Genomic DNA, 24,110 nt, shown 5'->3' on the forward strand with positions numbered 1-24,110 from the left:
GAGGTGCGCGTCAGGGCGGCTGGGCGCCGACGACGCCCGCAACCACAGCGGCCGCCGCATGACCGGCGCGGACGGCGTCCGGCACCGACGCTCCACCGCGCCAGCCGGCCAGCACGCCGGCGGCGAAGGCGTCCCCGCAGCCGGTGGTGTCGCGCACTGACGCCACCGGCTCCACGGCCACCTCCGCCGCACCCGCCCGCGTCAGCACCCGCGTCGGCCGGGCCCCGGCGTGCACCAGCACCAGCTCCGGCGCCCACCCGGGCAGGTCGCCGGCCAGCCCGAGCGCGTCCGCCTCGTCGGCGTTGCAGAGCAGGACGTCGGGCCGCAGCCCGGCCAGCAGCTCGACGTACGCGCCCGCGCCGTGACCCTCGATCCGGGCAGCCGCCGCCGCGTCGACGCTGACCGGGACGCCGGCGTCGCGGGCGAGGGACGCCGCCATCCGCAGCGCCGACGGGAAGCGCAGCAGGTCGTAGCCGTCCAGGTGGACGACGGCGGCGCCGGCCACCCACCCGGTGCGGACGTCGGCCGGCTCGAGACCGCCCTCCCCACCGTCGCTCAGCAGGGTCCGCTCACCGTCCGGGTGCACGAGCACGGTGGACAGCGGCGTCCGGCCGCGCCGCACCACCACGGTCTCGACCCCGCGCCCGGCGAGCGCAGCCAGCAGCCCGTCGGCCGCCGGGTCCGCGCCGGCCCAGCCCGTCATCCGCGCCGGCACGCCCAGCCGGGCGACGTTCGCTGTCACGTTGGCCGGCGCCCCGCCCGCCGTCGTCGTCCGCACGACCCGCTGCTGCCCGCCGACCACGAGGGGGCCGGACAGCTCCAGGACCTGGTCGGCCACGAGCTTGCCCACCGCCACCACCGGGCCGCAGCCCGCCGGGCGCGGCCACGCCGGCGTCAGGGCCTCGCCCCGATCGCGGCCGGCCGGACCGCGACGTTCCCGGCCATCTCGCCCGTCAGAACGTCAGGCCGTGCCGCTCGAGGATGCGCTGCGTCCCGTCCGGGTCGGCGTCGCACTGGTAGGGGGCGGCCATGTCGGCGAGTTCCTCCGGCGTCGGTGGCTCCTCGAGGCTCCCGAGCCACCGGAAGAACTGCTCGAGCCCCGCGGGTGAGATGAGCTCGAGCACCGCGGCCGGCTCGTCCCCTGCGTTCCAGAACGTGTGCCACTGGTTCCGCGGCTTGAAGACGAGGTCGCCCGGTTCCGCGACGACCTCGTCGTCCCCGAGGACGGCGCCGATGCGCCCGAAGAGGACGTAGGTGTACTCGTCCTCCCGGTGGTGACGGTGCAGCGGAGCGGCGAGCGTCCGCGGTGCGAACAGGTGCTGGACGAGAGCGAAGCGACCGCCGGCGTCCTCGCCGTCGATCAGAAGCGGTCACGGACTCCGGCGGGGTCGCCCATGACCACGCCGTCCGCGGCCCTGAGGATGCGCGGTGCCGAGGGGGCGACTGGCCGGTCGTTCATCGTCTGCTCCTCGATGGAGGGCGGGCGAGCACGGTACTGCCGCAGGACCCCCGCACACGGACGTGCAGGGATCAGAGCCACGCCTCGATCGCGTCCAGCTGCTCGTGGGTGAGCCCGGTGTACAGCTTCGGTGCGACCACCAGCACGTGCGGGTGCGCGGCCAGCCACGCGCCGGTGTCCTCGGCCTGCTGGGCCAGGTCGTCGTCGATCCAGACGATCCGCCGGTCCGGCTCGGCCTCCGCGACCGCCTGCGCGGCGGCCAGCTTCCACCAGCCCGACGCACCGTCGAGCACGCCGAGGAACCCGGTCGCCGCGGCACCCTCCCGGGCGTGCACCCGCAGCCCGGGCGGCAGGCCCATCGGCCCGGCCAGCAGCCGGTCGGCGTCCCCCGCCCACGTGGTCAGCCACCGGATCTCCACCCGCCCGGACTCGTGCAGCTCGCGCAGCCGGGCGGTGATCGTCGGGTCCCACGACAGGACGTACCCGTTGAACGTGCCCCGCGCCCAGCCCTCGGGGAGATCGACGCACGCCGCGTTGAGCACGCCGTCGACGTCGAGCAGCAGGATCGGGACGTCGTTCGTCGAATCCACTGCACACGTCCTCCGGCCGATGACACCAGCGGTGCGAGCATCCAGTACCGACGCGGTGACGGCGCGGTGACGACCCCGTGACACAGGCGGTTGCAGGCTGCCGCGATGGCGACCCAGCCCCGCATCCGCAAGAGCATCGACAGTCTCACGCCGGGCGAGCTCGCCGACTACGAGCACGCCTTCGCCCGGCTCAAGGCCATCTCGGACGCCGATCCCACCAGCATCGACGGGCTGCAGTACTTCGCCGACCTGCACAACACGATGCTCGGCCCGTGCGAGCACGCCAACGACACCTTCCTGCCGTGGCATCGCGCGCACCTCTTCCTCTTCGAGGAGGCGCTGCGGCGCTCGGACCCGCCCCGGACGTCGAACGTCACGCTGCCCTACTGGGACTGGTCGGCCCTGCCGAGCGGTGTGCGGTTCCCCAAGGCGTTCGAGGACGAGAACTCGGTCCTGCACCACGCGCTCCGCAACGACGACCCGGTGTGCCGCCCCGACTCCGCACCGGGGTGTCAGGCGTTGCCGTTCCCGCGGGCGTACCTCGAGGAGCAGGTGCTCGCCAAGCCCGACTGGTCGACCGCCGACCCCGAGCTCAGCTCGACGAGCTTCGGCGGCCACGCGGGCGGGCAGATGGACTGTCAGGGACAGTTCGGCGAGGGCTTCGGAGCCCTCGAGCAACCCGCGCACAACGCGATGCACGACGGGTTCATCGGCGGCACGATGGCCGACCCCGGAACGGCGGCCGAGGACCCGATGTTCTTCTCCTTCCACTGCTACATCGACCTGCTGTGGGCCCAGTGGCAGGAGCGGTTCGAGACCGGCACCGATCTCGACTGCCGGCTGTGCGGCCTGTTCAAGGACCGTGAGCACCTCGAGGAGAACCGCTTCCTCGTCCGGGACACGCTCGACACCGAGAAGCAGTTCGGCTACGTCTACGACTACGCGCCGGGGGAGGCCCCGCCGCCGCTCCCCGACGTCGACGGCGCGCCGTTCCGGGTGCACCCCGCGCTCGACGTCGTACCGAGCGCCCGCCGCGAGCCGGCGCTCGTGCGCACGCTCGCCTTCTCCGTGCCGCAGCCCGGTCTCGAGGAGGCGGTGCTGCGGCTGGGCGACGTCCACGTGACCCTGCCCTTCTCCTACGGCGCCGACGTGTACCTCACCCGCGCCGGGGAGGAGCTGCACACGACGGACCGGGAGTTCCGGCAGCGGCACCTGGCCGACGTCCTGTACTTCTGGCGCTCCCACCACGACCACGGGCACACCACCCACGACGTCACCGTCGATCTCGGCCGCGTCCTGACCGCGCTGGCCGGCGCGCACGCCGGTGAGGAGTGGCAGGTGTCGGTGGCCCTCACGCCCACCGCCGGCGGCCACGAGCACGGCCCGGCGGAGGCGGCGGCAGGGCCGTCCGACGCCGCCCATGCGATCGACTTCGGCGACCTGACCCTGCGCGTCCGCTGAGAGCGCGGGATGACGACGCCGGAGCGGCCGCCGGTCTTCGAGCTGCACATCCGCCCGCTGTTCCGGCTGCTCGACCGCGCGCACATGCTCAGTCAGGTCACACCCGGCATCGACCTGTGGGACCTCGACACGGTGTGGGGCGCACGCGAGGAGGTCCTCACCCGGTTGCGCGGTCAAGGGAGCCAGAACATGCCGGGTCTCCCGGTGGGAGGCCCGTGGCCGGCGGAGTGGATCACGCTCTTCGAGCGGTGGATCGCGACCGGCTCGGCCACCGCCCCGGGGCACCACCTCGTCCTCACGAGGCCGGACCAGGGCTACGAGCTGAGGACGCTCGGCGGGGACCGGCGGCGGTTGTCGGCGATCGTCACCGCGCCGACCGAGGGGTGCCGGGTCTGGTTCGAGCTGGAGTCCGTCGCGACGGGCCAGCGGAGCTACACGCTCTACCTGGAGCCGGCGTTCCCCGATCAGCCGAGTGACCCGACCCCGCTGAGAGCAGCCGAGACCTTCCTCCGGAGCGAGGTGGAGCGAGTGGTCGTCCGGGACGCGGACGGCACCCGGGAACTGGTCGTGCCCTGAGAACCCCCCGCGTTCCTCGCGTTGACCTTGATGTGTCGCAGCTCACGGCCGAACACCTGGGCACGGGTCCGCGCGCGGACCACACCGCCTCCGCGGAAGGGCCTCGGCATGACCACAGCAGACCTCGTCACCGTCGCGTCCGACAACGCCGTCACCCGGCGCGAACGGCACCGGCAGTCCCGCTACCGCGAGCTCGTCCTCGGGCTCCCGGCGGGCCAGGACGCGCGCCGGCGCACCCTCGGCAACTACCTGGCGCCGGACGAGTGGCGGCGCAACTTCCTCAGCGAGGAGGCCGCCGAGTACGCGTGCAGCCGTGCCGACGAGGTGTCGCGCGAGGGTGGCCGGCTGGAGAAGAACCGGCTGTTCACCAACATGCTCAGCTCGATGCCGCTGTGCTTCAGCGTCTTCGGGCACCTCCGCGCGCACCCCCGGTCCGCGGTCGCCGTCCTCAACGACCTGCTCGGCCTCGACCTGGTCGGGCTGGTCGGGATCGACGTCCGCGGACGGCGGATCGCGGGGATCGAGTGCGAGTGGGCGCCCGACCGCCGCGACCACCTCCGGGACGGGACCGCGTTCGACGCGGTGGTGGCCGGCCGGCTGGCCGACGGGCGCAGCCAGCTGATCGCCGTCGAGACGAAGTACGTCGACGGCTTCAGCCGGGACCCCGCCAGCGAGGCCGCCGACGAGAAGTACGACTGCTGGTGCCGCACGTTCGGCATGGCCGACGGCGCCTTCGCCGAGCTCGGCGGGCACGCCACGCGGCAGCTGCTGCGCAACGTGCTCCTGACCGAGAGCGTGCGCCGGGGCGGACGGGCCGGTGGCGGCCCGGTGTTCGACGAGGCGGTCACCGTCGTCCTGGCCCGGGACGACGACGCGGCGGCGCGCGACGCCGTCGACGCGGTCGCGGGACAGCGCGGCCGGATGCGCACCGCGGTGCGGCACGTCGGCCACGGCGACCTGGCCGACGCCGCCTCCCGGGTGGACGAGCTCGGCACGTGGTCCGCCGAGTTCCGCCGTCGCTACGTCGCGGACTGCTGACCGCCCGGGCCTGACCCAGCGTCACCACGGTCCGCGTCGGCCACGCTCCCGGAGGACATCGGCCTCCGATCGGTGGGGAGAGCAGGCGATAGTCGTTCGCCGGGTGCTCTCCTGGGGCACGGCGGGCTCCTGCCCGCCTCCTCAGCAAGGAGCCCGCCATGACCGACCGCGACCCCGGATCGTCCGTCGGCGAGGGCGGCCGCGCGCTGCAGGGCGCCGGGTGCGACAGCTGCGCCGCCGGCCACGGCGTGCACCCGCGCCGGGTCCAGCTGTGCGACGGCGGTCCGGACGACGACTGGAGCGCGGTCGTCGTCATGGGCGCCGTCGGGGACGTCCTCACCGTGGCCGCCGGCGAAGAGCTGCGGCGCTACCGCAACCACGACGCCGGGCGGCTCACGCAGCTGGTCGACGAGGTCGGCTCCGACGCGCTGCTCAACCGCAGGTTCGGGCTCCTCTTCCTCCGCACCTGGCCGCGCGACGCCGGGGCGGTGTTCTCCCTGCAGTCCGCGGATCAGCCGCCGAGCCCCTGCCAGGAGCCGAACGGCCGCTGACCAGCGCTCCGCCATGCCAGAGGAGGGTCACGAGGACGGCGCGAGGTCGCTGTCCAGGTCGTCGAGGAAGGCGTCGAGGTCCGCCTCGTTCCGTGCCGCCGGCACGGGGGATGGCTTGCCCAGGTCGACGGGTCCGCCACGGGACGACGGCGATCTCCCGAGCTGCTCGTCCCGCCAGCGCCGTACACCGTCGCGGGTGACCGCGAGCTGGGCGCCCAGCACCATTCCCGTGGCCTTCGACTCCGCTTCGAGAGTTCGGGCCGCGCGGGCCTCGGCGGCGGCGAGCGCCGACCGGGCCAGGGTCTCGGCCTCCTCGTACTCGGTCTGCAGGCGTAGCCGGGCACGCTGCTCCGCCTTCTCGTCCTCCAGCTTGACCAGCGTCTCGTAGAGCGTGGGCGGAGCGAGCGAGAGCATCGTCTTGAAGAGGATCGGCAGGCACTCGATCGCGGTCATGAACCAGAACAGCAGGGTGTGCGCCCTGCCCAGTGCCGGGTCGTCCTCCTCGATCCGGCTGAGCGCGGACAGTCGGGCCAGGATCCCGTCACTGTCCCCGACGGCCTCCTGGTGGGCAGCGATCTCGGCATCCATGTCGGCCTGGGTCCCTGCGACCTGGGCCTCCAACGCCTCCAGTTGCGCCCGCTGGTCCGCGCTCCTGGTCCCTTCCTCCTGACCGAGCTGCTCACGCACCTGCGCCTTCATCGCCTCGAGCTGCTGGGTGAGCGCGTCCCTCTCCCCGAGGAGCCGGTCCCTGATCTCGACCTTCTGCGCCGCCGCAGGCCCCACGCCGGCCGCGCCGGAGCCACAGGTGCCCTCCGTCTCGCACACCACGGCCGCCTCAGCCGCGTCGTACTGCGTGGTGACGGCGTCCAGCCGCCGCTGCAGGTCCGCAACGGCCGGGTCCTGCAGGACGTCGTTCTCCGAGACGCCGTCGGCCAGGTCCGCCTGGAGTTCCCCGATCCGCTGCCGCAGCTCCGGCAACTGCTGGTAGCGGCTGTCCGCGGCCAGTTGCTCGGTGAACCGGTCCTCGTCCTCGGCCGCCATCACCTGGATCTCGGTGTCGATCTCGCCGCTGAAGATCGCGAGGGTGAGCGGCGTGGAGACCACCGCGCCGATGAGCACTGCGAGGCCGAACCGTGGCAGGGCCATGGCGATGGTCCACCACCAGCGCTTCAGGCGTGGGGTGGAGACGACGAGCCAGCGGTCGAGGTTGAGGATGATGAGTCCCCAGACGAGGCCCCCGAGGACGGCGATCAGCACGGGCATGTGCAGCGCCAGGTAGAAGGCGTATGACGCCGAGCCCACCGCGATGAGGGCGACCGAGGCGAGCACGATGCCCATCGCGACGTGCTTGGTGCGGTCTCGGGGTGCCTGCTCCAGCACGTCGCGGTTCGCACCGGAGACGGTCAGGAAGACCTCGGCGATCGTGTGCCGGTCGATCCACGTGCGCACGGCCTGCTCAGCCCTTCCCGCTCGTGCGACGCGCTCGCCGCAGGCCGTCGACCACCGACGCCGGCACCCCGACGACCCGCGCCGGGGCGTCCACCCGTGGCCGCAGGCGTTCCTGCGTCGCCCAGAAGTCGTCGAGCCGCTGGGTGATGGGAGTGCTCGCGCCGACCGTCGCGGCGACGTCGGTCCGCAGGGACACCGGTGGCGGCGCCGCCACCGTCGGCAGGTCCAGCTGCGGCACGGTCATGGCCACGACCGTCGCGGTCGCGACCGGTGTCGTCCCGTACCGGTTCCGCCCGACGAGCTGGATCCGCCGGCTGGTGTCGATCTGCACGAGCGCCTCACCGCACGACGGGTGACCGCCGCGGCCGTCGACGACGACGTCCCGGCAGTTCTGGAAGCACCACGTCACGCTGACCTGCGAACCCGGGCGCACGATGGTGTGGCTCACCGACAGCGCCTGCAGGACGGGGGCCTGCTGTGCCGGGCCCTCCACGTCGAGCGGCGCGCCGTGCCGACAGACGACGGGCGAAGGAGCCGGGGGCGGGCCGGATGGTCGATCGGTGCGCTGCCGGGCCTCGGCCTCGCGCCAGTCCCGCAACCAGCGATCGGTCCAGGGGAGTGGCGGAGCGTCCTGCGTCGCCCGGCGGGCTGCTCCACCGCTGCGTCGGGGTGAGCTGCTGGGCACGCGCCACAGGCGTGCCCGGAGCCAGGCGAGCAGCAGCAGCAGCATGAACGACCACAGGAAGGCATCGGCAAGGTCCTTGAGGAAGCCCGCGACCCGATCGGGGTCGAGGTCGCCGCTCCACTCGGTGTTGTTGCTCAGCGCGACGAATGCACCGAGGAGCATCACCACGGCCCAGCCGACGACCAGCGGATCCCGCCGCAGCGGCTCGTGGAACATGTTCCCCCCGACGCGTGGGCCGAGGCCCCGCTCTTGTTCTCGAAACCACAGGCTCCGGAACGCGATCGGCTCGAAGTCCTGACACTTGTTACCAAGATCAACGTGCCGCCGCAGGAGGCGCTCACCCGTAGGGGCCAGACGGCGAAGCCGTGGACTCCGCGGGCGGCTCCCTCATCCGGAGGAGGCGAGCAGCGGACTCCCTGCTCACCGGCAGGTAGCGCCCCCACCCTGTCCCCGTGGCCGGACGCCGTCCCCTCCTGGACCACCGGCTCCGCCGGGGTCTCGCTGCGCTGTGCGCGTCCGGGGTGGTCCTCGGCGGCCTCGCCAGCTGCACGACCCCGATGGTGACCGCGGCGGCGGACAGCCACGTCGCCACCGACGGCAAGACGGCCGCCGCGACCGACGTCCCGGAGGCGACCGGGCCCTCCGCGAAGGCCGAACTCCGGACGATCGACGCGGCGCCGGTGCTGGCCGGCGTCGAGGCCGCAGCGGCGGGCGCCGGCGGAACCGTCTCGGTCGTCGTCCTGGACGCCGACGGGGACCGGCTGCTCGCCAGCGCGGACGCCGGCCGGCCGGTCTCCACCGCGTCGCTGGTGAAACTGCTCGTGGTCACCCGGCTGCTGGCGCTCGACGAGAGCGGTGCCCTGACCCTGCCCGACGAGGACGTCGCCCTGGCCGAGCGGGCGATCGTGGGGTCGGACGACGCCGCGATGAGCCGGCTGTGGGACCGGTACGACGGGCCCGGGCTGGTCACCGACGTCGCCGCGGTACTGGGGCTCACCGCCACCGCGCCGCCGTCGATCCCGGGTCAGTGGGGCCAGGCGACGACGAGCGCCACGGATCTCGCCGCCGTCCTCGCGGCGCGCGGGCAGCTGCTCGACCCCGGGGACGCCGACCGGCTCCTGGGCTGGCTGCGGTCGACCTCGGCGACGGCCGCCGACGGCTTCGACCAGCGGTTCGGCCTGCTCTCGAGCGGCACCGGCGCCACGGGGCCGGTGGCGGCCAAGCAGGGCTGGATGTGCTGCGTCGACGGGCGCCGGCAGCTGCACTCGGCGGGCGAGCTCGCCGACGGGCGGGTGGTCGTCCTCCTCGGCGACTTCCCGAGCTCGACGTCGTGGGCACGCGCGCGCGACTCGCTCGACGCCGCGGCTGCCGCCGTCCTCAGCGGGATCGGCTGACCGCCGCGGTGCCCCGGCCGTCAGCAGACGGCCGGGGCACCGCGAGGCGTCAGGCGACCCGGCGGGCGCCCGAGTAGCTCGGCATCGAGTCGAGGTTCACCACGGCGACCGGCTTGCTGGCGGTCGAGGCGTGCACCATCTGGCCGTTGCCGATGTACATGCCCACGTGCGAGACCGGGCTGTAGAAGAACACCAGGTCACCGGGCCGGAGGTCCGACTTCGCCACCGGGGCGCCGAAGCCCGCCTGCGCCCGCGAGGTGCGCGGGATGGAGATCCCCGCCGCCTTGTAGGCGAAGCTCGTCAGCCCCGAGCAGTCGAAGGAGTTCGGGCCGGTCGCGCCGTACACGTAGCGGTCGCCCACCTGGGCGAGCGCGGTGTCGACCGCGGCCTGGGCGGCGCCGCTCGAAGCGGCGGCCGGAGCAGCGGCGACGGCAGCGCCCCCACCACCGTCCCCACCGGTGTCAGCCGTTGCCGGCAGGGGGGAGAGCGCGATACCGGCACCGGCGATGACGGCGACGGCGATCCCACGGAACGTGCGACGTGCAGAGGTCGTGCGTGCAGTCGTCATGGACGACGTGTTCTCCTGTTCTCCACGACCGCCTACCGGGTTAGCTGACGGGTTCGGACGGGGGAGTCGCCCGGCGCGACGGATCGCGCTTCACCCCAGTGCTGCGGTGGGTCCCCGGTCCGGGCCTCGGTAGACGACCGACGCCCGGTTCGGCGGTGTCCGGCGGGTGCCGCCACGGGTGGGCGACGAGGGAGCCCGCTGGACCGCGCAGAACGCTAAGAACCCCCGCCGGGCGTCGCCATTCGGGGTCGGTGTCGGATCCGGCGGCCGGGGACGCCGCGGCTCGCCGTCCTCACCAGCGGGGACGACGCAGTGTGAGGAGCCGCCCGGCTCCGTCACCGCTGGTCGGCGGTATCCGTACGTTCTCGTCCCCTGCGGGGTGGCACCACCGACTGTCATCGGCGGACGACGCCCTGCCGCCGGAACCCGGGTGGTTGGCCCGGCCGTTGGGCGGGCACGAAGCAGGTCAACCGAACCGAGGAGGAACCCACATGGCCGGCATGATCCGGAAGCTCGTGGCGTCGGGGATCGCGGCGAAGGTCATCCAGGAGGCCCGCAAACCGCAGAACCAGGCCAAGCTCAAGAAGCTCATCCAGGACTTCCAGCAGAAGCAGCAGAAGGGCGGCGGCGGCAAGGGCATGGGCCGCGGCACCGGGCGCTACTGATCTGCTGGCGCAGCGGCCCCCACCCGAGCCCGGGTGGGGGCCGCTGCCGCGTACGGGGCACGCGCCCGCGTGCCGGCCCAGACCGAGTCCGAGGAGTCCCATGACCGTCATCGCCGTCGTCGGTGCCACCGGACAGCAGGGCGGCGCCGTCGCCCGCGCCCTGCTGGACGCCGGTGCCCGCGTGCGCGCCCTCGTCCGCGACCCCGCCAAGGCCCGGGACCTCGCCGACCGGGGCGCCGAGCTCGTCCGCGCCGAGCTGGCCGACCCCGACAGCCTGCGGACGGCGTTCTCCGGCGCGCAGCGGGTGTTCGCCATGACCACCCCGTTCGGCGCCGGCGGGCCCGAGGCGGAGGAGCGCCAGGGGATCGCGCTCGTCGACGCGGCCGCGGACGCCGGCGTGGAGCACGTCGTGCTCAACTCCGTCGGCGGCGCCGAGCGCTCGACCGGCATCCCGCACTTCGAGAGCAAGCGCCGCGTCGAGGAGCACCTGGCCGCGTCGGGGCTGCCGGCGACCGTCGTCCGGCCGGTCTTCTTCATGGAGAACCTGGGCTGGATGGCGGCGGTGCAGGACGGCGAGGTCGTCGTCCGGATGCCGCTGCCGGCGGGCGTGCCGCTGCAGATGATCGCCGTCGCCGACATCGGCACGGTCTCCGCCGACGTCCTCCTCGACCCCGGCCGGGTGCCCGGCGGCAGCATCGAGATCGCCGGTGACGAGCGGACCGGCGAGCAGATCGCCGCCGCCTTCGGCGAGCGGGCCGGCCGGCCCGGCCGCTACGAGGCGGTGCCGCTCGACGGCCTGGACGACGACGCGCGCGCCATGTTCACCTGGCTCGCCCACCCGCCCGCCTACCGCGGCGACATCGAGGCCACCCGCGCGCTGGCGCCCGGCCTGCTGGACCTCCCGGGCTGGCTGGCGACCGGCTGGTCGCCTCGGGAGTGAGCGCGCCGGCCGCCGCGCCGCCGGATAGGCGGCGGCCGGGCACGTGTCCTGCGGGAGCTCGTGCTCTGCCCACGGTGGTGGGCAGAGCACGAGCTTCCCGGGAGACACATGTGCCCCGGGGCGTCAGTCGCCCTTGACGTTGACCACCTGGCGCAGCGTGTGCCGGACCTCGACCAGGTCGGCCGCGTCGGCCATGACACGGTCGATCGGCTTGTACGCGTCCGGGTGCTCGTCGAGGAAGGCGTCCGACCGGCCCCAGGCGATGCCCTTCATCCGCCGATCGAGGTCGGCGCGGGTGAACAGCCGCCGCGCGGCGCCGCGCGAGTGGTTGCGGCCGGCCCCGTGCGGCGCGGACATCAGCGCGTCGGGGTTGCCCCTGCCGACCACCACGTAGGACGCCGTCCCCATCGACCCGGGGATCAGCCCGTCCTGGCCCCGCCGCGCCGAGATGGCCCCCTTGCGGGACAGCCAGACGTCGTGCCCGAGGTGCGTCTCCCGCTCGGTGTAGTTGTGGTGGCAGGAGATCTCCACCTGCCGCGCGACCTCGGTGCCGAGGAAGCGGGACACCTGCTCGGCGACGCGGTCCATCATCTCCGCGCGGTTGAGGAAGGCGAACCGCTGCGCCCAACCCAGCGCCTCGATGTAGGCGTCGAACTCCGGCGTCCCCTCCTCGAGCCAGGCCAGGTCGCGGTCGGGCAGGTGCTCGTCGCGGCAGCGCTGCTGCGCGATCCGGATGTGCTTGGACGCCAGCCGGTTGCCCACCCCGCGCGAGCCCGAGTGCAGGAACAGCCACACCCGGTCGGCCTCGTCCAGCGACACCTCGATGAAGTGGTTGCCCGACCCGAGCGACCCCAGCTGCATCGGCCAGGTGTCGGCGACTCCGTCGGCCTGGCCCACGCCCGGCAGCTCCCGGAGCTCCGCCACCCGGGCGGCCGCGGAGTCGCGCAGCTTCTTGTTGTACCGGCCGGCCGAGAGCGGGACCGCCCGCGAGATCTGCCCGTGCAGCGCGCCGAGGTTGCGCCCGTGGAGGTCGTCGGCCGTGAACTGGGTGCGGACGGCGTCCATCCCGCACCCGATGTCGACCCCCACCGCCGCCGGGATGATCGCGCCCTCGGTGGGGATCACCGAGCCGACCGTCGCGCCCTTGCCCAGGTGCGCGTCGGGCATGAGCGCCATGTGCGGGCGGATGAACGGCATCGAGGCGGTGCGCTCGGCCTGCAGCCGGGTGGTCGGCTCCAGGATCGACGCCCAGTTGAGCAGGCGGTCGCTGATCTTCTCCACCGGGAGGACCTACCCCGCCGCGGGACCCCCGTCCCGTCGGCTGCGGACGCCCTCAGTCATCGCCCTTGCGGTCGCGATCGCGGTCGCGGTCCCGGCGGCGGTTGCCGTTGCCGTTCCCGTCGCCCTGCTCGGCGGTGGGCTGGGCCTCCGTCGTCGGCGCGGCGGTCGGCGGCGGCGGTGGGGGCGGCGCGACGGCGTGGGTGACGGTGATCGTCGTGCCGACCGGCACCTCGCCGGTCGGGGCGAGCGCCGTCACCTGCCCGGCGGGGACGTCGGCGGTCTCGACGGCCTGCAGCACGACCGCCAGGTCCAGGCCGGCCAGCTGGGGTTGCACCTGGCCGACCGGCCGGCCGACGTACTCCGCGGGGTCCAGCCGCACCTGCACGACCGGCGGGGGCGTCGGCGCCGCGGACGTCGTCGGGGCCGGCGTGGTCGACGTCGTCGGCTGACCGGCCGGTGCGGGGTCGGTCCCGCTGTTCCCGAGGACCACCAGCCCCGCTGCCACGGCCGCGACGACGACGAGGGCCACCAGCAGCGGGATGAGCATCCGGCGGCGTGACCGGTCCTCCGGCTCGTCGTCGACGGGGTGGGCGTCGTCCACGGCGGGCCCCGCGGCGGGGACCGCGGCGGGGGACAGCACCTGCGTCACCGGGGCGGGGGGCGCGATCGGCAGCACGAGGGTGTCGGCGCGGTCGGGCTCCCGCCCGGCGGCGGCGTCGTCCACCGCGGCGAGCAGGGCGGCGCCGTCCGGGATCCGCTGGGCCGGGTCCTTGGTGAGGGTCCGCTCGACCAGCCGGCGCACGCCGTCCGGCAGGTCCGGGGGCAGGGGGTCGGGGTCCTCCCGCAGCTGCCGCAGTGCGATGTCCACCGGGTTGGGGCCGTCGAACGCGCGCCGGCCGGCGAGGCACTCGTAGGCCACCATGCCCCAGGAGTAGACGTCGCTGGCCGGGACGGCCTTGTCCCCGCGCACCTGCTCCGGCGCGAGGTACTGGGCGGTCCCGATGACGTGGCCGGTGCGGGTGATCGGCGCGTTGGCCGCCGACCAGGCGATGCCGAAGTCGGTGATCTTGACCGTGCCGTCCGATGCGACGAGCAGGTTGCCCGGCTTGACGTCCCGGTGCACCACCCCGGCCGCGTGCGCGGCGGCCAGCCCGGCCGCGACCTGGCCCAGCAGGGCCAGGGTCCGCTCCGGCGGCAACCGGTGCTCGCGCTGCAGCAGGGTCGAGAGCGGCTCGCCGTCCACGAGCTCCATCACCAGGTAGACCACCCGGTCACCGCCGGCGGGCTCGACCTCGCCGTAGTCGTGCAGGACGGCGATGTTCGGGTGCACGAGCCCCGCGGAGAGCCGGGCCTCGGTGCGGAACCGGGTCAGGAAGACCTGGTTCCCGGTGAACTCGGCGCGCAGCACCTTGACCGCGACCTGCCGGCCCAGGACGAGGTCGCGGGCGCGCCAGACCTGCCCCATGCCCCCGGTGGCGATGGGGGACTGGAGCTCGTAGCGCTCCTCGAGAACGGATCCGGCCGGGTGCATGCGCCGTCAGACGGGGTCGACCAGGCGCAGCGGCGGGTGCGCGTCCAGCCGCTTCTCCAGCGTCACCCGGTGCCGCCCGTCGGACTCGTGGTGGAAGTCCAGCCGGTCGACCAGTGCCTGCATGAGCGTCAGCCCGCCGCCGGTCTCCAGCGGCGAGCCGTCGACGGCCGGCCGCCCGCCGGGGTCGAAGCCCGCGCCGTCGTCGACGACGCTGATCCGGCAGACGGCGTCGTCGAGCCGCACCTGCACCTCGTACTCGGCGGAGTCCCCGGCGTGCTGGACGACGTTCGCGCACGCCTCGGTCAGCGCCAGCACGATCTCGTCGACCACGTGCTGCGGGACGTGCAGGTGCTCGAGCGCCAGCCGGCAGAGCCTGCGGACGAACGGCACGCTGTCCGTGTCGACCGGCAGGCGGACGGTGAAGGCGATGTCCATGCCAGGGTTCCCCTCTCCCGCCCGGCGGCATCTACCCTGCGGTGAGCCAGTGGGACCACGACGAGGAGACCGACCCGTGCTGTTCGACATCGAGCGGACCACGGCCTCCGGTCTACCGTCGCTGAGCGTACGCGGAGAGCTCGACCTGGCCACCGCCCCACAGCTCATGGAGGCCATGGAGTCCCTCCTGTCCCAGCAGCCCCGCGAGATGGTCCTCGACCTCACCGGGACGACGTTCCTCGACTCCTCCGGCGCCCGCTGCCTGGCCTTCCTCGCCCGCCGCGCGGCCGCTGCCGACGTCGCCCTGCAGGTCGTCTGCCCCCGCGAGAACCGGCCGGTGTGGCTGGTCGTCGACCTCCTCGAGCTCCACTCGCTGGTGCCGATCGCCGAGACGGTCCGGGAGCCCGGGGACGAGGTCGGCCCGTAGGGTCGCCCGGGATGACGCCGACGCCGCCCGACGACAGCCGCGGGAGCATCGCGGCGGCCTGCGCCGACGAGCCGATCGCGGTTCCCGGCGCGATCCAGCCGCACGGCGCCCTGCTGGCCGTCACCGAGCCCGCCCTCGCCGTCGTCATCGCCTCGGCGAACGCCGCCGAGGTGCTCGGCGACGACGCGCGCGAGCTCGCGGCGCTGCTCGACCCCGACGACCTCGACCGGCTGCGCGCGGGCCTGGCCGGCGACCTTGCCGAGCTCAACCCGCTCCGGGTCAGCGTCGGCGGCCGGGACCTCGACCTCGTCGTCTCCCGCGCCGACGGGCTGCTGCTCACCGAGTGGGAGCCGGTCGCCGGCGCCGAGCAGGCCGGGGCCGCCTGGCACCGCCGGCTGCCCGCGGTGCTGCAGCGGCTCTCGGCCACCACCTCGCTCGACGAGCTCACGGCGGTGCTCGCCCGCGACGTCCGCGAGCTCACCGGCTTCGACCGCGTGATGGTCTACCGCTTCGACGCCGAGTGGAACGGCGAGGTCATCGCCGAGGACCGCCGCGCCGACCTCGAGCCGTTCCTCGGCCTGCGCTACCCGGCCAGCGACATCCCCGCCCAGGCCCGCGCCCTCTACGCCACCAACTGGCTGCGGCTCATCCCCGACGCGACCTACCGCGCCGTCCCCCTGCAGCCGGCCACGCACCCGGCCACCGGCCGCCCGCTGGACCTCTCCGGCGCGGTGCTGCGCAGCGTCTCGCCGGTGCACCTGGAGTACCTGGCCGCCATGGGCGTCGTCTCCTCCATGTCGGTCTCGCTGATCGACGGCGGCCGGCTGTGGGGCCTCATCGCCTGCCACCACACCAGCGGCCCGCGCCGCCCGTCCTACGCCGACCGGGTGGCCGCGGAGTTCCTCGGCCGCACCGCCTCGCTGCTGCTGCACACCACGGTCGAGACCGCCGAGCGGGGGGACGTCGTCGGCGTGGCCCAGCGGCAGGCCGCGCTGGTCGCCGCCCTCGGCCGCAGCCCGCGGCGGCCGGCCGCGGCGCTCACCGAGGGCCCGGTGACCCTGCTCGACCTGCTGCCCGCCGGGGGCGCCGCGGTCCGCCTCGACGGCCGGCTGCACCTGCTGGGCAGCACGCCGCCGGCCGAGCGGGTGCTCGAGCTGGTCCCCGCGCTGCTGGCCACCGGGCAGCCGGCCACCGACGCGCTGGGCAGGGTGGTCCTGTCCGCCGCCGACGTCGCGGACACCGCCAGCGGGCTGCTGGCTGTCGAGGTGGGTGGCGCGCCGGGCGACTTCCTCGCCTGGTTCCGCCCGGAGACCCTCCGCCAGGTCACCTGGGGCGGCAACCCGCACGAGCCGAAGCTGGTCGAGGGCGCCTCCGGCCCCCGGCTCAGCCCGCGCCGCTCGTTCGCCGCCTGGGTGGAGACGGTGCGCGGGACGGCGCAGCCGTGGCGGGACCACGAGGTCGCCGCGGCGTCGGCGCTGGCGGCGCACCTCACCGAGTCGGCCCTGCACCGGGCGCGGGAGGACGACCGGCTGGCCGCCGTGCTGCAGCGCACCCTGCTGCTCGAGGAGCTGCCGCCCGTGCCCGGCGTCGCGCTCGCCGCGCGTTACCGGCCCAGTGCGGCCGACGTCGTCGGCGGCGACTGGTACGACCTCGTGCCGCTGCCCAGCGGCCGGATCTCGATCGTGCTCGGAGACGTCGCCGGCCACGGCCTCGCCGCCGCGTCGATCACCGCCCAGCTGCGGCACGCCCTGCGTGCGCACCTGCTCCGCGACCGCGGGCCCGCCGCCGCGCTGGGCAGCCTCGGCGAGCTGATCGCCGCGCTGCTGCCGGGCGAGCTGGCGACCGCGGTCGTCGCCGAGCTCGACCCGGCCACCGGCGAGGTCGCGGTGGCCAGCGCCGGGCACCCGCCGGTGCTGCTCGACACCGCGGACGGCGTGCGGCTGCTGCGCGACGGCCGCGGCCCGGCGCTCGGCCTGCAGGAGCACGCCGAGTACGCCGAGGCGCGGGTCCGGCTGACCGGCGCCGACCGGCTGCTGTTCTACAGCGACGGGCTGGTCGAGCGCCGCGACGTCCCGCTGACCGACCGGCTCGACGCCCTGCGCGCCGCGGCCGGCTCGGCCGGAGCCGGCCCCGACGCGCTGCTGGACGCGGTGCTCGCCGCGCTGGACCCGCCCGACACCGACGACGTCACGCTGGTCGGCCTCGGCCGGACCTGATCAGGCCGGCGTCCGGTCCAGCACGTACGAGCCGGGCGCCGCCTCGAGCACCGGGTGGTTGTCGCTGCCCAGGCTCTCGGGCGCGGGCACCTCGTCGCCGGAGCGCGCGATCGTCCAGTCCGCCCAGTGCCCCCACCAGCTGCCGGTGTGCTTCTCCGCGGCCGCCCGCCAGTCCTCGGGGTCGGCGCCGGGCTCGCCGCCGGTCCAGTAGCTCATCTTCGGGTTGCCCGGCGGGTTGACCAGGCTCTGGATGTGGCCGCTGGAGCTGAGCACGAACTCGCTCGGTCCGGACATGAGCCGCGCGGTGCGGTAGCAGCCGGTCCAGGGCGTGATGTGGTCGTTGACCGCGCCGGTGACATATGTGGGCACGGTGATCCGGCCGAGGTCGACCGGCGTGCCGAGGACGGTCTCGCCGCCGGGGCGCACCAGCGTGTGCTCCTGGAAGACTCGCAGGAACTGCTCGTGCAGCGCGGCCGGCAGGTTGGTGCCGTCGGCGTTCCACTCGAGGATGTCGAAGGCGGGCGGGGCCTCGCCCATCAGCCACTGGTTGACCAGGTAGCCGAAGACCAGGTCGTCCGGGCGCATCCAGGTGAAGACGCTGCCCATCGTCTTGGCCGGGATGACGCCGCGGGCCCGCGAGATCCGCTTGGCCAGGCTGACCATCCGCTTGCCGGAGAAGGCGTTGATCGGCGCGGGGCCGCTGAAGTCGAGCAGGGTGACGCCGAACGCGGCGCTGTGCACGCTGGTGTCCTCGACGGCGGCCAGGTGGTTGAGCAGTGTGGTCAGCACGATCCCGCCGGCGCAGAAGCCCACCGTGTTGACGTCGGGAGCGCCGGTGATCTGCCGGGCGACGGCGGTGGCACGCCGGATCCGCTCGGCGTACGTGTCGAGGTCCCAGTGCGCGTGCTCGCGGCCCGGGTTGCGCCAGCTGATCAGGAACACCTGCAGGCCCTGGGCGACGGCGTGCTCGACGAAGCTGCGGCCGGGCCGCAGGTCGAGCATGTAGAAGCGGTTGATCATCGGGGGGACGACGACCAGCGGGCGCTCCCGCACCTTGTCGGTGGTCGGCTCGTACTGGATGAGCTCGATGACCTCGTCGCGGTAGACGACGGCGCCCTTGGTGACGCCGAGGTCGCGGCCGACGGCGAACGCCGAGCGGTCGGTCTGGGCCGGTAGACCGCCGTTGTGCACGAGGTCGTTCAGCAGCGCCTTCGTCCCCCGGACGACGCTCGCGCCCCCGGTCTCGACGACCTTCTTCAGCGCCGCCGGGTTGCCGAGCAGGGTGTTCGTCGGCGCCGCCGCGCTCACCAGGGCGTTGGCGGCGAAGCGGGCCCGCTCCACGGTGCGCGGGTCGCTGCCGGAGGCCTCGTACCGCTCGACCAGCCGGTCGACCGATGCCGCCCACGCGAGATAGCCCTGCCCGAGCCGCTTGTAGGCCGGGTTGCTCTCCCACGCCGGGTCGGCGAACCGCCGGTCCCTCGGCGCGGGCGCGATGCGGTCGGTGCCGCGGGTGATGTCGACGAGGTCCTTGCCGAGGTGGAGGGCTTCGGCCGCGACCGCGCGCGGCGAGGCGAGCACCCGGGCCAGCCCTCCGGCGGCCACGACCGGGGTCACCTCCGGGAGGTCCTCTCCGCCGTCGACGACGGGCTCGGCCTCGGGAACGGTTCCGGCTGCGGACACGGGCTCTCCCTCGCTGTGGGCACGGTCGCGCTCACGCTAACGACGTGGTCCGGTCGGGAACCGGGCCCAAAGTCCCACGGGTCGAGGGACCGACCACATCGGGGGAGGTGGGGGGCGCCCCGGCCCGGCCGGGCCGGCTGCGGCTCAGCCGGGGCGGCGGGGGGCGCGCCGGCGGCGGGTCAGCTCGCCGTCGCCGGTCGTGGCCCGGCTGCGGGCGAAGGACTCGGCCAGCTCCCTCGGCCAGCCGTCGTCGACCAGCAGCAGGCCCAGCTGGCGACCCAGGATCGTGTCGACGTCCGCGGCCGGCAGCTCGGAGCCGAACACCACCTCGCGCAGCGCCCAGCCGCGCCCGGCGACCGGGCCGGTGGCCACCGCGGCGGCCAGCTTCTCGACGGCGGCGACGTCCATCCGCAGCGCCGCCCACCGCAGGACCGCGGGCAGCCCCGAGACGGGGAGGACGTCGGCCAGCCGGGACAGCCAGCTCACGTCGGCGACGAGCAGGTGCCCGAGCAGCGTCCGGTGCTCGTCGTCCGAGCGGTCGGCGGCCTGCCGCCACTGCGCCTCCAGCGCGTCGCCGACCACCCGGCGCCGGCTGGCCAGCAGCGCCAGCTCCCAGGGGTCGGCGGCCAGGCGCAGCAGCGGGAGGGCCATGCCCAGGCTCAGGGTCTGCTCGACCAGCAGCCCCGGCGCGCGGTCCAGCGTGGCCACCCGGCGGCCGCGGGCCACCTCCTCGGCGAAGGCGGCGGACAGGTCGCCCTGGGTCAGCCCGGCCAGCTGGACGGCGGCCTCGGCCGGGCCCTCGGCGCCGTCGAACACCTCGTCGAGCAGCGCGGTCAGCGCCTGCCCGCGGACCCGCTCGGACACCTCGGGGTGCCGGCCGGCGGCCGCCCGCAGCGCGGACCCCACCCGCGGGTCGGTGCCGGCGAGCGCGATCGTCGCGGCGGCGTTGCCCGCGCGGGCCAGCCAGCCCGGTGCGGCCTCCGACTCCAGCACGCATGCCAGCTGGTCGGCGGTGAGCGCGGCGGCGTCGCGCTCGGCCCAGGCGTCGGCGAACAGCCAGGCGTCGAGCCGGTGCAGGTCGCCGACGTCGTCCGGGGGCAGCTCGCCCTTGCTCGCCTCCTCCAGCAGGGTGCGGGCGCGCTCGGTGTCGGCGGCGCCCGCGGCCGGGCCGGCGGCGGTGGCGGCCAGCTCGACCGTGACCGCCGCCGCGTCGCCGTCGTCGGCCTGCGGGCCGCTGTGCAGCGACACCGGCGCGACCAGTGCTCGCGGCAGGACGTCGAACAGCAGGTCGGCCACCTCGCGGCCGGACGGGGTCCGCCGCGGCAGCCGGCAGCTGCCGGAGCCGGCGGCGAGTCGGGCCAGCAGCTGCGCCAGGCACGGGGTGAGGGGGTCGACCTCGTCGGCGGGGAGCGCGGGCAGCGTCCGGCCGGCGGCGGGCACCTTGAGCGGCGGCAGCTCGTCGGTCGGGACGGCGTCCTCGGCCAGGCCGTCGAGGAACCGGCCGGTGCGGCGCAGCGCCAGCAGCTCCCGGACGCCGAGCCGCCCGGCGCCGTCCCACAGCAGGTGCACGAGGTAGTTGCCGGGCCGGCCGAAACCGTCGGCGCTGGCGTCCACCGTGCGGTAGAGCACCCGGCCGCCGTCGCGGTGCACGATCCCGAAGGCCTCGCCGTCGTCGGGCCGGAAGCCGACCAGCGCGCCGAGGGCCTTGCGGGTGCGGCCGACCTCGGCCGGCCAGTCCGCGGACATCGCGAAGACGCCGAAGCCCGGGCCCTCCAGGGTCCGCGGCGCGGACGTGTAGACCGCCTGCGGGCAGGCCCGGCCGCTCATCCCGACCACTCGCGGCGCAGGCCGGAGCCGGTCTCCTCCGGGTCGAGCCCCTCGGCGGAGAGGAAGCCGTGTCGGGCGAGCAGGACGAGCAGCGGGTCCAGGCAGCCGACCGGGGTGATCTCCGGGTAGCCGCCGTCGCGGGCGTCGGCGCCGGTGGCCGAGACCGCGTGCACCGTCGGCCGCGGCAGCCGGCCGAGCACGGCGGTGAGCAGGTTGGAGCCGCCCTTGAGCTCGAGGAAGTCGACCAGCCGGGAGCTGTTGCTCCGCACGTCCTCGAACCAGTGCGACAGCGGTGCGGCGGTGAGGTCGGTGTCGCGCAGCGCCTCGGTCGGGAAGTCGGTCACCCCGCGCAGCTTGTCGGCCTTGCTCAGGACGACCGCGGTGGACACGCCCTCGAGGTGGCTGTCGGGGTGCAGGTTGCGGGCGGTCCGCAGCAGGTTGGCCAGGTTGACCACCATCTGCGTGTGCCGGGCCAGCCCCATCGACTCCTCGCCGGGGTCGGCCAGGTGCCGCAGCCGCGGGAAGACGCCGGGGGAGAGGATCACCAGGATCGACGAGGCGGCGTAGAGGAACTTCCCGTACTGGCCCATGTCCTCGCTGCGGTAGAGCTGCTCGCCGGAGGCGTCGAAGAAGACCAGGTTGAGCGAGCGCTCGGTGCCGTTGCGGCCGGGTCCGCGCAGCACGAGGGTGAACGGCTCGGGCGAGCTGCCCTCACCGAGCAGCGGCAGGGTGAGCGGCAGCTGCCGGCGCTGCACCATCAAGCGGTAACGGTAGTCGTCGAAGCGGGCCGCGCTGTCCTCGTCCATCTCCACCGAGATGCCGAGCGGAGCCAGCGCGCCCTCGTGCAGCAGGTCGATGAGCACGGTCAGGTAGGTGCTCTTCGACGCGCCGGTCAGGCCGACCAGCCCGACGACGACGGTCGGCCGGTCGAGGTAGTCCGGCGGCAGCCGGTGGCCCCTCGGGCAGGTCGGGGCGACGTTGGCGGCGGCCGCGCCGGCGGCGTCCCTCGGCGTGGGCGCCGGGGCGGACTCGGTCCGCAGCGGATCGAGGAAGCGCTGCCACCGGGTGCGGCGCTCGACCGGCGGGCGGGTGGGCGCGCCCCGGGCGTCGCGCCACACGGGGGTGGACAGGGGCTCCAGGCAACGGGGGCAGACGCGGCGCCTCATGCGCGGCTCAGCGGACGAAGAGGACGAAGAAGACGAGCGCGGTCACGCAGAACACAACGAGCAGCACGCGCTGGCGCTCCCGGAACCGCTGACGCCGCGCGTCGAGCCGCTGCTGGGCCAGGGCCCGCTCGTACATCCCGGACAACGGACGCCTCCTCAGACCAGCACGTGGTAGACGATGGCCAGCAGCAGACCGGCGACGACCCCGAGCAGCACCGCGACCGCGACCGCCGCCGCGTACCCGGCGCGGGTGTCGGCGACCGCGCGCTCCAGCCGGGCCAGCTCGTAGCGCGCCGCCTCGACCAGCGCCCCCACCGACTGCAGGTCGCGCATCGTCGTCCGCGGGTCGGGGATCTGCGACGTCCCGCCCAGCCACCGCGTCCGCTGCTCGACCTGCCGGGCCAGCTGGGCGACGGACGGGCGCTTCTCGGGCGCGAACCTCAGCGCGTGGGTGACGCTGTCGAGCAGGTGCGGCGGCACGTGGGAGAGGTTGAGCCGGCCGGCGCGCAGGGCCAGGAAGTACTCGGAGTCGGGCATCGTGTCGTCGGGGTCGACCGGGTGGACGGCGCCCGCGGCGTAGGCGATGACCATGCCCCAGCTGTAGACGTCGCTGGCCTGGGTGAGCACCGCGCCCTGCAGCTGCTCGGGGCTGGCGAACAGCTTGGTGCCGAGCGCCGCGATGCCGGTGGTCGAGGTGCCCGACGGCGGCTCGGGGCCGACGTAGCGGCTGATGCCGAAGTCGACCAGCCAGACGTCGGTGCCCGAGATGATGATGTTGCCCGGTTTGACGTCGCGGTGGACGACGCCCGCGGCGTGCACGTCCCGCAGCGCGCGGAGCAGGCCGATCGCGATCCGCCGCAGCTCCTCGTCGGTGAGCCCGCCCGCGCGGTGCGCCAGGAACTCGTCCAGCGGTGTGCCCGGGACGTACTCCTGCACGTAGTACGGGGCGTCGGCCTCGAGGTCCTGGTCGACGATGCGCGCGACCCGGCTGCTCTTCACCCGCGCGGCGTTCTCGACCTCGCGGGCCAGCCGCTTGCGCGCGAGCTCGGGGGCGCCGTCCGGCAGCCGCTTGATGACCACGAGCGCGCCGTTCGCCTCGGCCGACCCGACGAACACGTCCGCGCCCTGCCCACCCCGCGGCAGCCGGCAGCGCAGTACGTAGGGGCCGATGCGGTCGGGGTCCCCGGGCTCGAGCAGGTCGATCTGCCGCGTGCCGGCCAGGTCGGCGACGGCCACGGCCGGGTCGGTCGCCTCGTCCACGCTGTGCGGTCCTCCCGGTTCGGCGGCGGGGTGGAGGCCGACGGTAGATGCCGAACCTGGGAACCACCACGGCCCCCGGCGCCCCCTGCCGGACTTTCCGCGCCGGAAGTCCGGGACCTCCCGCGGACTTTCCGCGCCGAAAGTCCGGGACCTGCCGCGGACTTTCCGCGCCGAAAGTCCGCGGCTGGTCCCGTCGGTTTCCGCGGAGGACGAAGGCGGCATCCGTCTGCATGCAGGATGCATGTTCCACTGCTAGAGTGCAGGCGTGCCCGTCTCCATGACGATCCGCGACGTGCCGGACGAGACGCGCGACGTCCTCGCGGCCCGCGCCGCCCGGGCCGGTCAGTCGCTGCAGGAGTACGTGCGCGCGGAGCTCAACGCCCTGGCGGCGCGCCCCAGCCCCGATGAGCTCTGGGAGCGCGTCCGGAACCGGGTGCGCGCGACCGGGACCCGCGTCCCGGCCGAGGTCATCCTCGACCTGAGGGACGCCGACCGGAGGTGACGGTCGTCGTCGACGCCTCGGCGGTGGTCGCGGCGCTGGTCGACGACGGGCCCGACGGCGAGTGGGCGGCCGAGGTGCTGTCGCGCCGTCCCCTGGCCGCTCCGGCGCACCTGTTCGTCGAGGCCTCCAACGTCCTCCGGCGCAGCGTGCTCGCCGGTCACCTGAGCCGCGACGTCGCCACCCTGGCCCACCACGACCTGGCGCAGCTGCGGGTCACGACGTTCGACTTCGAGCCGCTGGCCGCCCGAATCTGGGCGCTGTACTCGACCGTGACCGCGTACGACGCGGCCTACGTCGCGCTCGCCGAGGAGCTGGACGCGCCGCTGGTCACCCTCGACCGGCGGCTCGCCCGCGCGACCGGCCCCACCTGCCGCTTCCTCCTGCCCGACTGACCAAGGGACTTTCGGCG

Annotated in this window: 25 protein-coding genes, 1 pseudogene and 1 riboswitch; of the genes and pseudogenes, 11 read left to right on the forward strand and 15 right to left on the reverse strand. The window is 74.8% G+C overall.

Annotated elements, in window-relative coordinates:
• Positions 1 to 10 precede the first annotated feature (10 nt).
• From MY520_RS08485 to MY520_RS08500, 4 genes and pseudogenes are all read right to left on the reverse strand, one after another.
• A complete protein-coding gene (locus MY520_RS08485) occupies positions 11 to 850 on the reverse strand; it encodes a carbohydrate kinase family protein (protein WP_436691649.1) in 840 nt (279 codons plus the stop codon).
• A gap of 103 nt (positions 851 to 953) precedes the next feature.
• Positions 954 to 1,124: a hypothetical protein gene (locus MY520_RS08490; RefSeq protein ID WP_436691650.1), complete on the reverse strand. Its 171-nt coding sequence runs from the start codon at positions 1,122 to 1,124 to the stop codon at positions 954 to 956.
• Between the two features lie 51 nt (positions 1,125 to 1,175).
• Positions 1,176 to 1,364 (reverse strand): annotated as a pseudogene (locus MY520_RS08495) (cupin domain-containing protein); the annotation flags it as partial.
• Between the two features lie 166 nt (positions 1,365 to 1,530).
• Complete coding sequence (locus tag MY520_RS08500) at positions 1,531 to 2,049, reverse strand: HAD domain-containing protein (protein WP_436691651.1); 519 nt, start codon at positions 2,047 to 2,049, stop codon at positions 1,531 to 1,533.
• Positions 2,050 to 2,154: 105 nt separating this feature from the next.
• Here MY520_RS08500 and MY520_RS08505 point away from each other — a divergent pair, with 105 nt between their 5' ends.
• From MY520_RS08505 to MY520_RS08520, 4 genes are all read left to right on the forward strand, one after another.
• Positions 2,155 to 3,510: a tyrosinase family protein gene (locus tag MY520_RS08505; RefSeq protein WP_436691652.1), complete on the forward strand. Its 1,356-nt coding sequence runs from the start codon at positions 2,155 to 2,157 to the stop codon at positions 3,508 to 3,510.
• A 9-nt stretch (positions 3,511 to 3,519) separates the two neighbouring features.
• Positions 3,520 to 4,086, forward strand: coding sequence for a hypothetical protein (locus tag MY520_RS08510; protein ID WP_436691653.1), 567 nt, complete (start codon positions 3,520 to 3,522; stop codon positions 4,084 to 4,086).
• 108 nt (positions 4,087 to 4,194) lie between these two features.
• Positions 4,195 to 5,124 carry a PGN_0703 family putative restriction endonuclease gene (locus tag MY520_RS08515; RefSeq protein ID WP_436691654.1) on the forward strand — a complete coding sequence of 310 codons (930 nt, stop codon included), beginning with the start codon at positions 4,195 to 4,197 and terminating at the stop codon, positions 5,122 to 5,124.
• Positions 5,125 to 5,282: 158 nt separating this feature from the next.
• Positions 5,283 to 5,675 carry a hypothetical protein gene (locus tag MY520_RS08520; RefSeq protein WP_436691655.1) on the forward strand — a complete coding sequence of 131 codons (393 nt, stop codon included), beginning with the start codon at positions 5,283 to 5,285 and terminating at the stop codon, positions 5,673 to 5,675.
• A 27-nt stretch (positions 5,676 to 5,702) separates the two neighbouring features.
• On the opposite strand, the gene MY520_RS08525 is transcribed toward MY520_RS08520, so the two are convergent.
• Complete coding sequence (locus MY520_RS08525; RefSeq protein WP_436691656.1) at positions 5,703 to 7,124, reverse strand: DUF4407 domain-containing protein; 1,422 nt, start codon at positions 7,122 to 7,124, stop codon at positions 5,703 to 5,705.
• A gap of 7 nt (positions 7,125 to 7,131) precedes the next feature.
• Positions 7,132 to 8,025: a hypothetical protein gene (locus MY520_RS08530; RefSeq protein WP_436691657.1), complete on the reverse strand. Its 894-nt coding sequence runs from the start codon at positions 8,023 to 8,025 to the stop codon at positions 7,132 to 7,134.
• Between the two features lie 236 nt (positions 8,026 to 8,261).
• Here MY520_RS08530 and MY520_RS08535 point away from each other — a divergent pair, with 236 nt between their 5' ends.
• Complete coding sequence (locus MY520_RS08535; protein ID WP_436691658.1) at positions 8,262 to 9,203, forward strand: serine hydrolase; 942 nt, start codon at positions 8,262 to 8,264, stop codon at positions 9,201 to 9,203.
• 49 nt (positions 9,204 to 9,252) lie between these two features.
• Here MY520_RS08535 and MY520_RS08540 read toward each other — a convergent pair whose 3' ends face one another.
• Complete coding sequence (locus tag MY520_RS08540) at positions 9,253 to 9,771, reverse strand: C40 family peptidase (RefSeq protein ID WP_436691659.1); 519 nt, start codon at positions 9,769 to 9,771, stop codon at positions 9,253 to 9,255.
• Positions 9,772 to 9,784: 13 nt separating this feature from the next.
• Positions 9,785 to 9,936: riboswitch (cyclic di-AMP (ydaO/yuaA leader) on the reverse strand.
• Positions 9,937 to 10,262: 326 nt separating this feature from the next.
• On the opposite strand from MY520_RS08540, the gene MY520_RS08545 reads away from it, so the two are divergent.
• Both MY520_RS08545 and MY520_RS08550 read left to right on the forward strand, forming a co-directional pair.
• On the forward strand, positions 10,263 to 10,436 hold the full coding sequence (locus MY520_RS08545; protein WP_436691660.1) for a hypothetical protein: 174 nt from the start codon (positions 10,263 to 10,265) through the stop codon (positions 10,434 to 10,436).
• A gap of 100 nt (positions 10,437 to 10,536) precedes the next feature.
• A complete protein-coding gene (locus tag MY520_RS08550) occupies positions 10,537 to 11,376 on the forward strand; it encodes an NmrA/HSCARG family protein (protein WP_436691661.1) in 840 nt (279 codons plus the stop codon).
• A gap of 123 nt (positions 11,377 to 11,499) precedes the next feature.
• Here MY520_RS08550 and MY520_RS08555 read toward each other — a convergent pair whose 3' ends face one another.
• From MY520_RS08555 to MY520_RS08565, 3 genes are read right to left on the reverse strand one after another with little or no spacing between them, the layout of a single operon-like run.
• On the reverse strand, positions 11,500 to 12,657 hold the full coding sequence (locus MY520_RS08555; RefSeq protein ID WP_436691662.1) for an RtcB family protein: 1,158 nt from the start codon (positions 12,655 to 12,657) through the stop codon (positions 11,500 to 11,502).
• A 52-nt stretch (positions 12,658 to 12,709) separates the two neighbouring features.
• Complete coding sequence (locus MY520_RS08560; RefSeq protein ID WP_436691663.1) at positions 12,710 to 14,188, reverse strand: serine/threonine protein kinase; 1,479 nt, start codon at positions 14,186 to 14,188, stop codon at positions 12,710 to 12,712.
• Positions 14,189 to 14,194: 6 nt separating this feature from the next.
• Positions 14,195 to 14,623 carry an ATP-binding protein gene (locus MY520_RS08565; protein ID WP_436691664.1) on the reverse strand — a complete coding sequence of 143 codons (429 nt, stop codon included), beginning with the start codon at positions 14,621 to 14,623 and terminating at the stop codon, positions 14,195 to 14,197.
• Between the two features lie 76 nt (positions 14,624 to 14,699).
• On the opposite strand from MY520_RS08565, the gene MY520_RS08570 reads away from it, so the two are divergent.
• A complete protein-coding gene (locus MY520_RS08570; RefSeq protein ID WP_436691665.1) occupies positions 14,700 to 15,050 on the forward strand; it encodes an STAS domain-containing protein in 351 nt (116 codons plus the stop codon).
• Between the two features lie 11 nt (positions 15,051 to 15,061).
• Complete coding sequence (locus tag MY520_RS08575; RefSeq protein ID WP_436691666.1) at positions 15,062 to 17,266, forward strand: SpoIIE family protein phosphatase; 2,205 nt, start codon at positions 15,062 to 15,064, stop codon at positions 17,264 to 17,266.
• Here the strand turns inward: MY520_RS08575 and MY520_RS08580 are convergent, their stop codons facing one another.
• The 5 genes from MY520_RS08580 to MY520_RS08600 all read right to left on the reverse strand — a co-directional run bounded on the left by MY520_RS08580 (position 17,267) and on the right by MY520_RS08600 (position 23,199).
• Positions 17,267 to 18,946, reverse strand: a complete 1,680-nt coding sequence (locus MY520_RS08580) for a PHA/PHB synthase family protein (RefSeq protein WP_436691667.1) — start codon at positions 18,944 to 18,946, stop codon at positions 17,267 to 17,269.
• 144 nt (positions 18,947 to 19,090) lie between these two features.
• Positions 19,091 to 20,773: a hypothetical protein gene (locus MY520_RS08585; RefSeq protein ID WP_436691668.1), complete on the reverse strand. Its 1,683-nt coding sequence runs from the start codon at positions 20,771 to 20,773 to the stop codon at positions 19,091 to 19,093.
• On the reverse strand, positions 20,770 to 21,939 hold the full coding sequence (locus MY520_RS08590) for a TRAFAC clade GTPase domain-containing protein (RefSeq protein WP_436691669.1): 1,170 nt from the start codon (positions 21,937 to 21,939) through the stop codon (positions 20,770 to 20,772). Before MY520_RS08590 ends, MY520_RS08585 begins: the two co-directional genes overlap by 4 nt.
• Before the next feature lie 7 nt (positions 21,940 to 21,946).
• The gene (locus MY520_RS08595; protein WP_436691670.1) at positions 21,947 to 22,084 is read right to left on the reverse strand and encodes a hypothetical protein; all 138 of its coding nucleotides are present in this window, start codon (positions 22,082 to 22,084) and stop codon (positions 21,947 to 21,949) included.
• 11 nt (positions 22,085 to 22,095) lie between these two features.
• On the reverse strand, positions 22,096 to 23,199 hold the full coding sequence (locus tag MY520_RS08600; RefSeq protein WP_436691671.1) for a serine/threonine-protein kinase: 1,104 nt from the start codon (positions 23,197 to 23,199) through the stop codon (positions 22,096 to 22,098).
• Positions 23,200 to 23,464: 265 nt separating this feature from the next.
• Between MY520_RS08600 and MY520_RS08605 the strand changes: the two genes are divergently transcribed.
• Both MY520_RS08605 and MY520_RS08610 read left to right on the forward strand, forming a co-directional pair.
• A complete protein-coding gene (locus tag MY520_RS08605) occupies positions 23,465 to 23,701 on the forward strand; it encodes a FitA-like ribbon-helix-helix domain-containing protein (protein ID WP_436691672.1) in 237 nt (78 codons plus the stop codon).
• A complete protein-coding gene (locus MY520_RS08610; protein ID WP_436691673.1) occupies positions 23,698 to 24,093 on the forward strand; it encodes a type II toxin-antitoxin system VapC family toxin in 396 nt (131 codons plus the stop codon). The genes MY520_RS08605 and MY520_RS08610 overlap by 4 nt, the downstream gene beginning before the upstream one ends.
• Positions 24,094 to 24,110 lie beyond the last annotated feature (17 nt).

This window comes from Geodermatophilus sp. CPCC 205506 (assembly GCF_051383635.1).
Classification (GTDB): Bacteria; Actinomycetota; Actinomycetes; order Mycobacteriales; family Geodermatophilaceae; genus Geodermatophilus.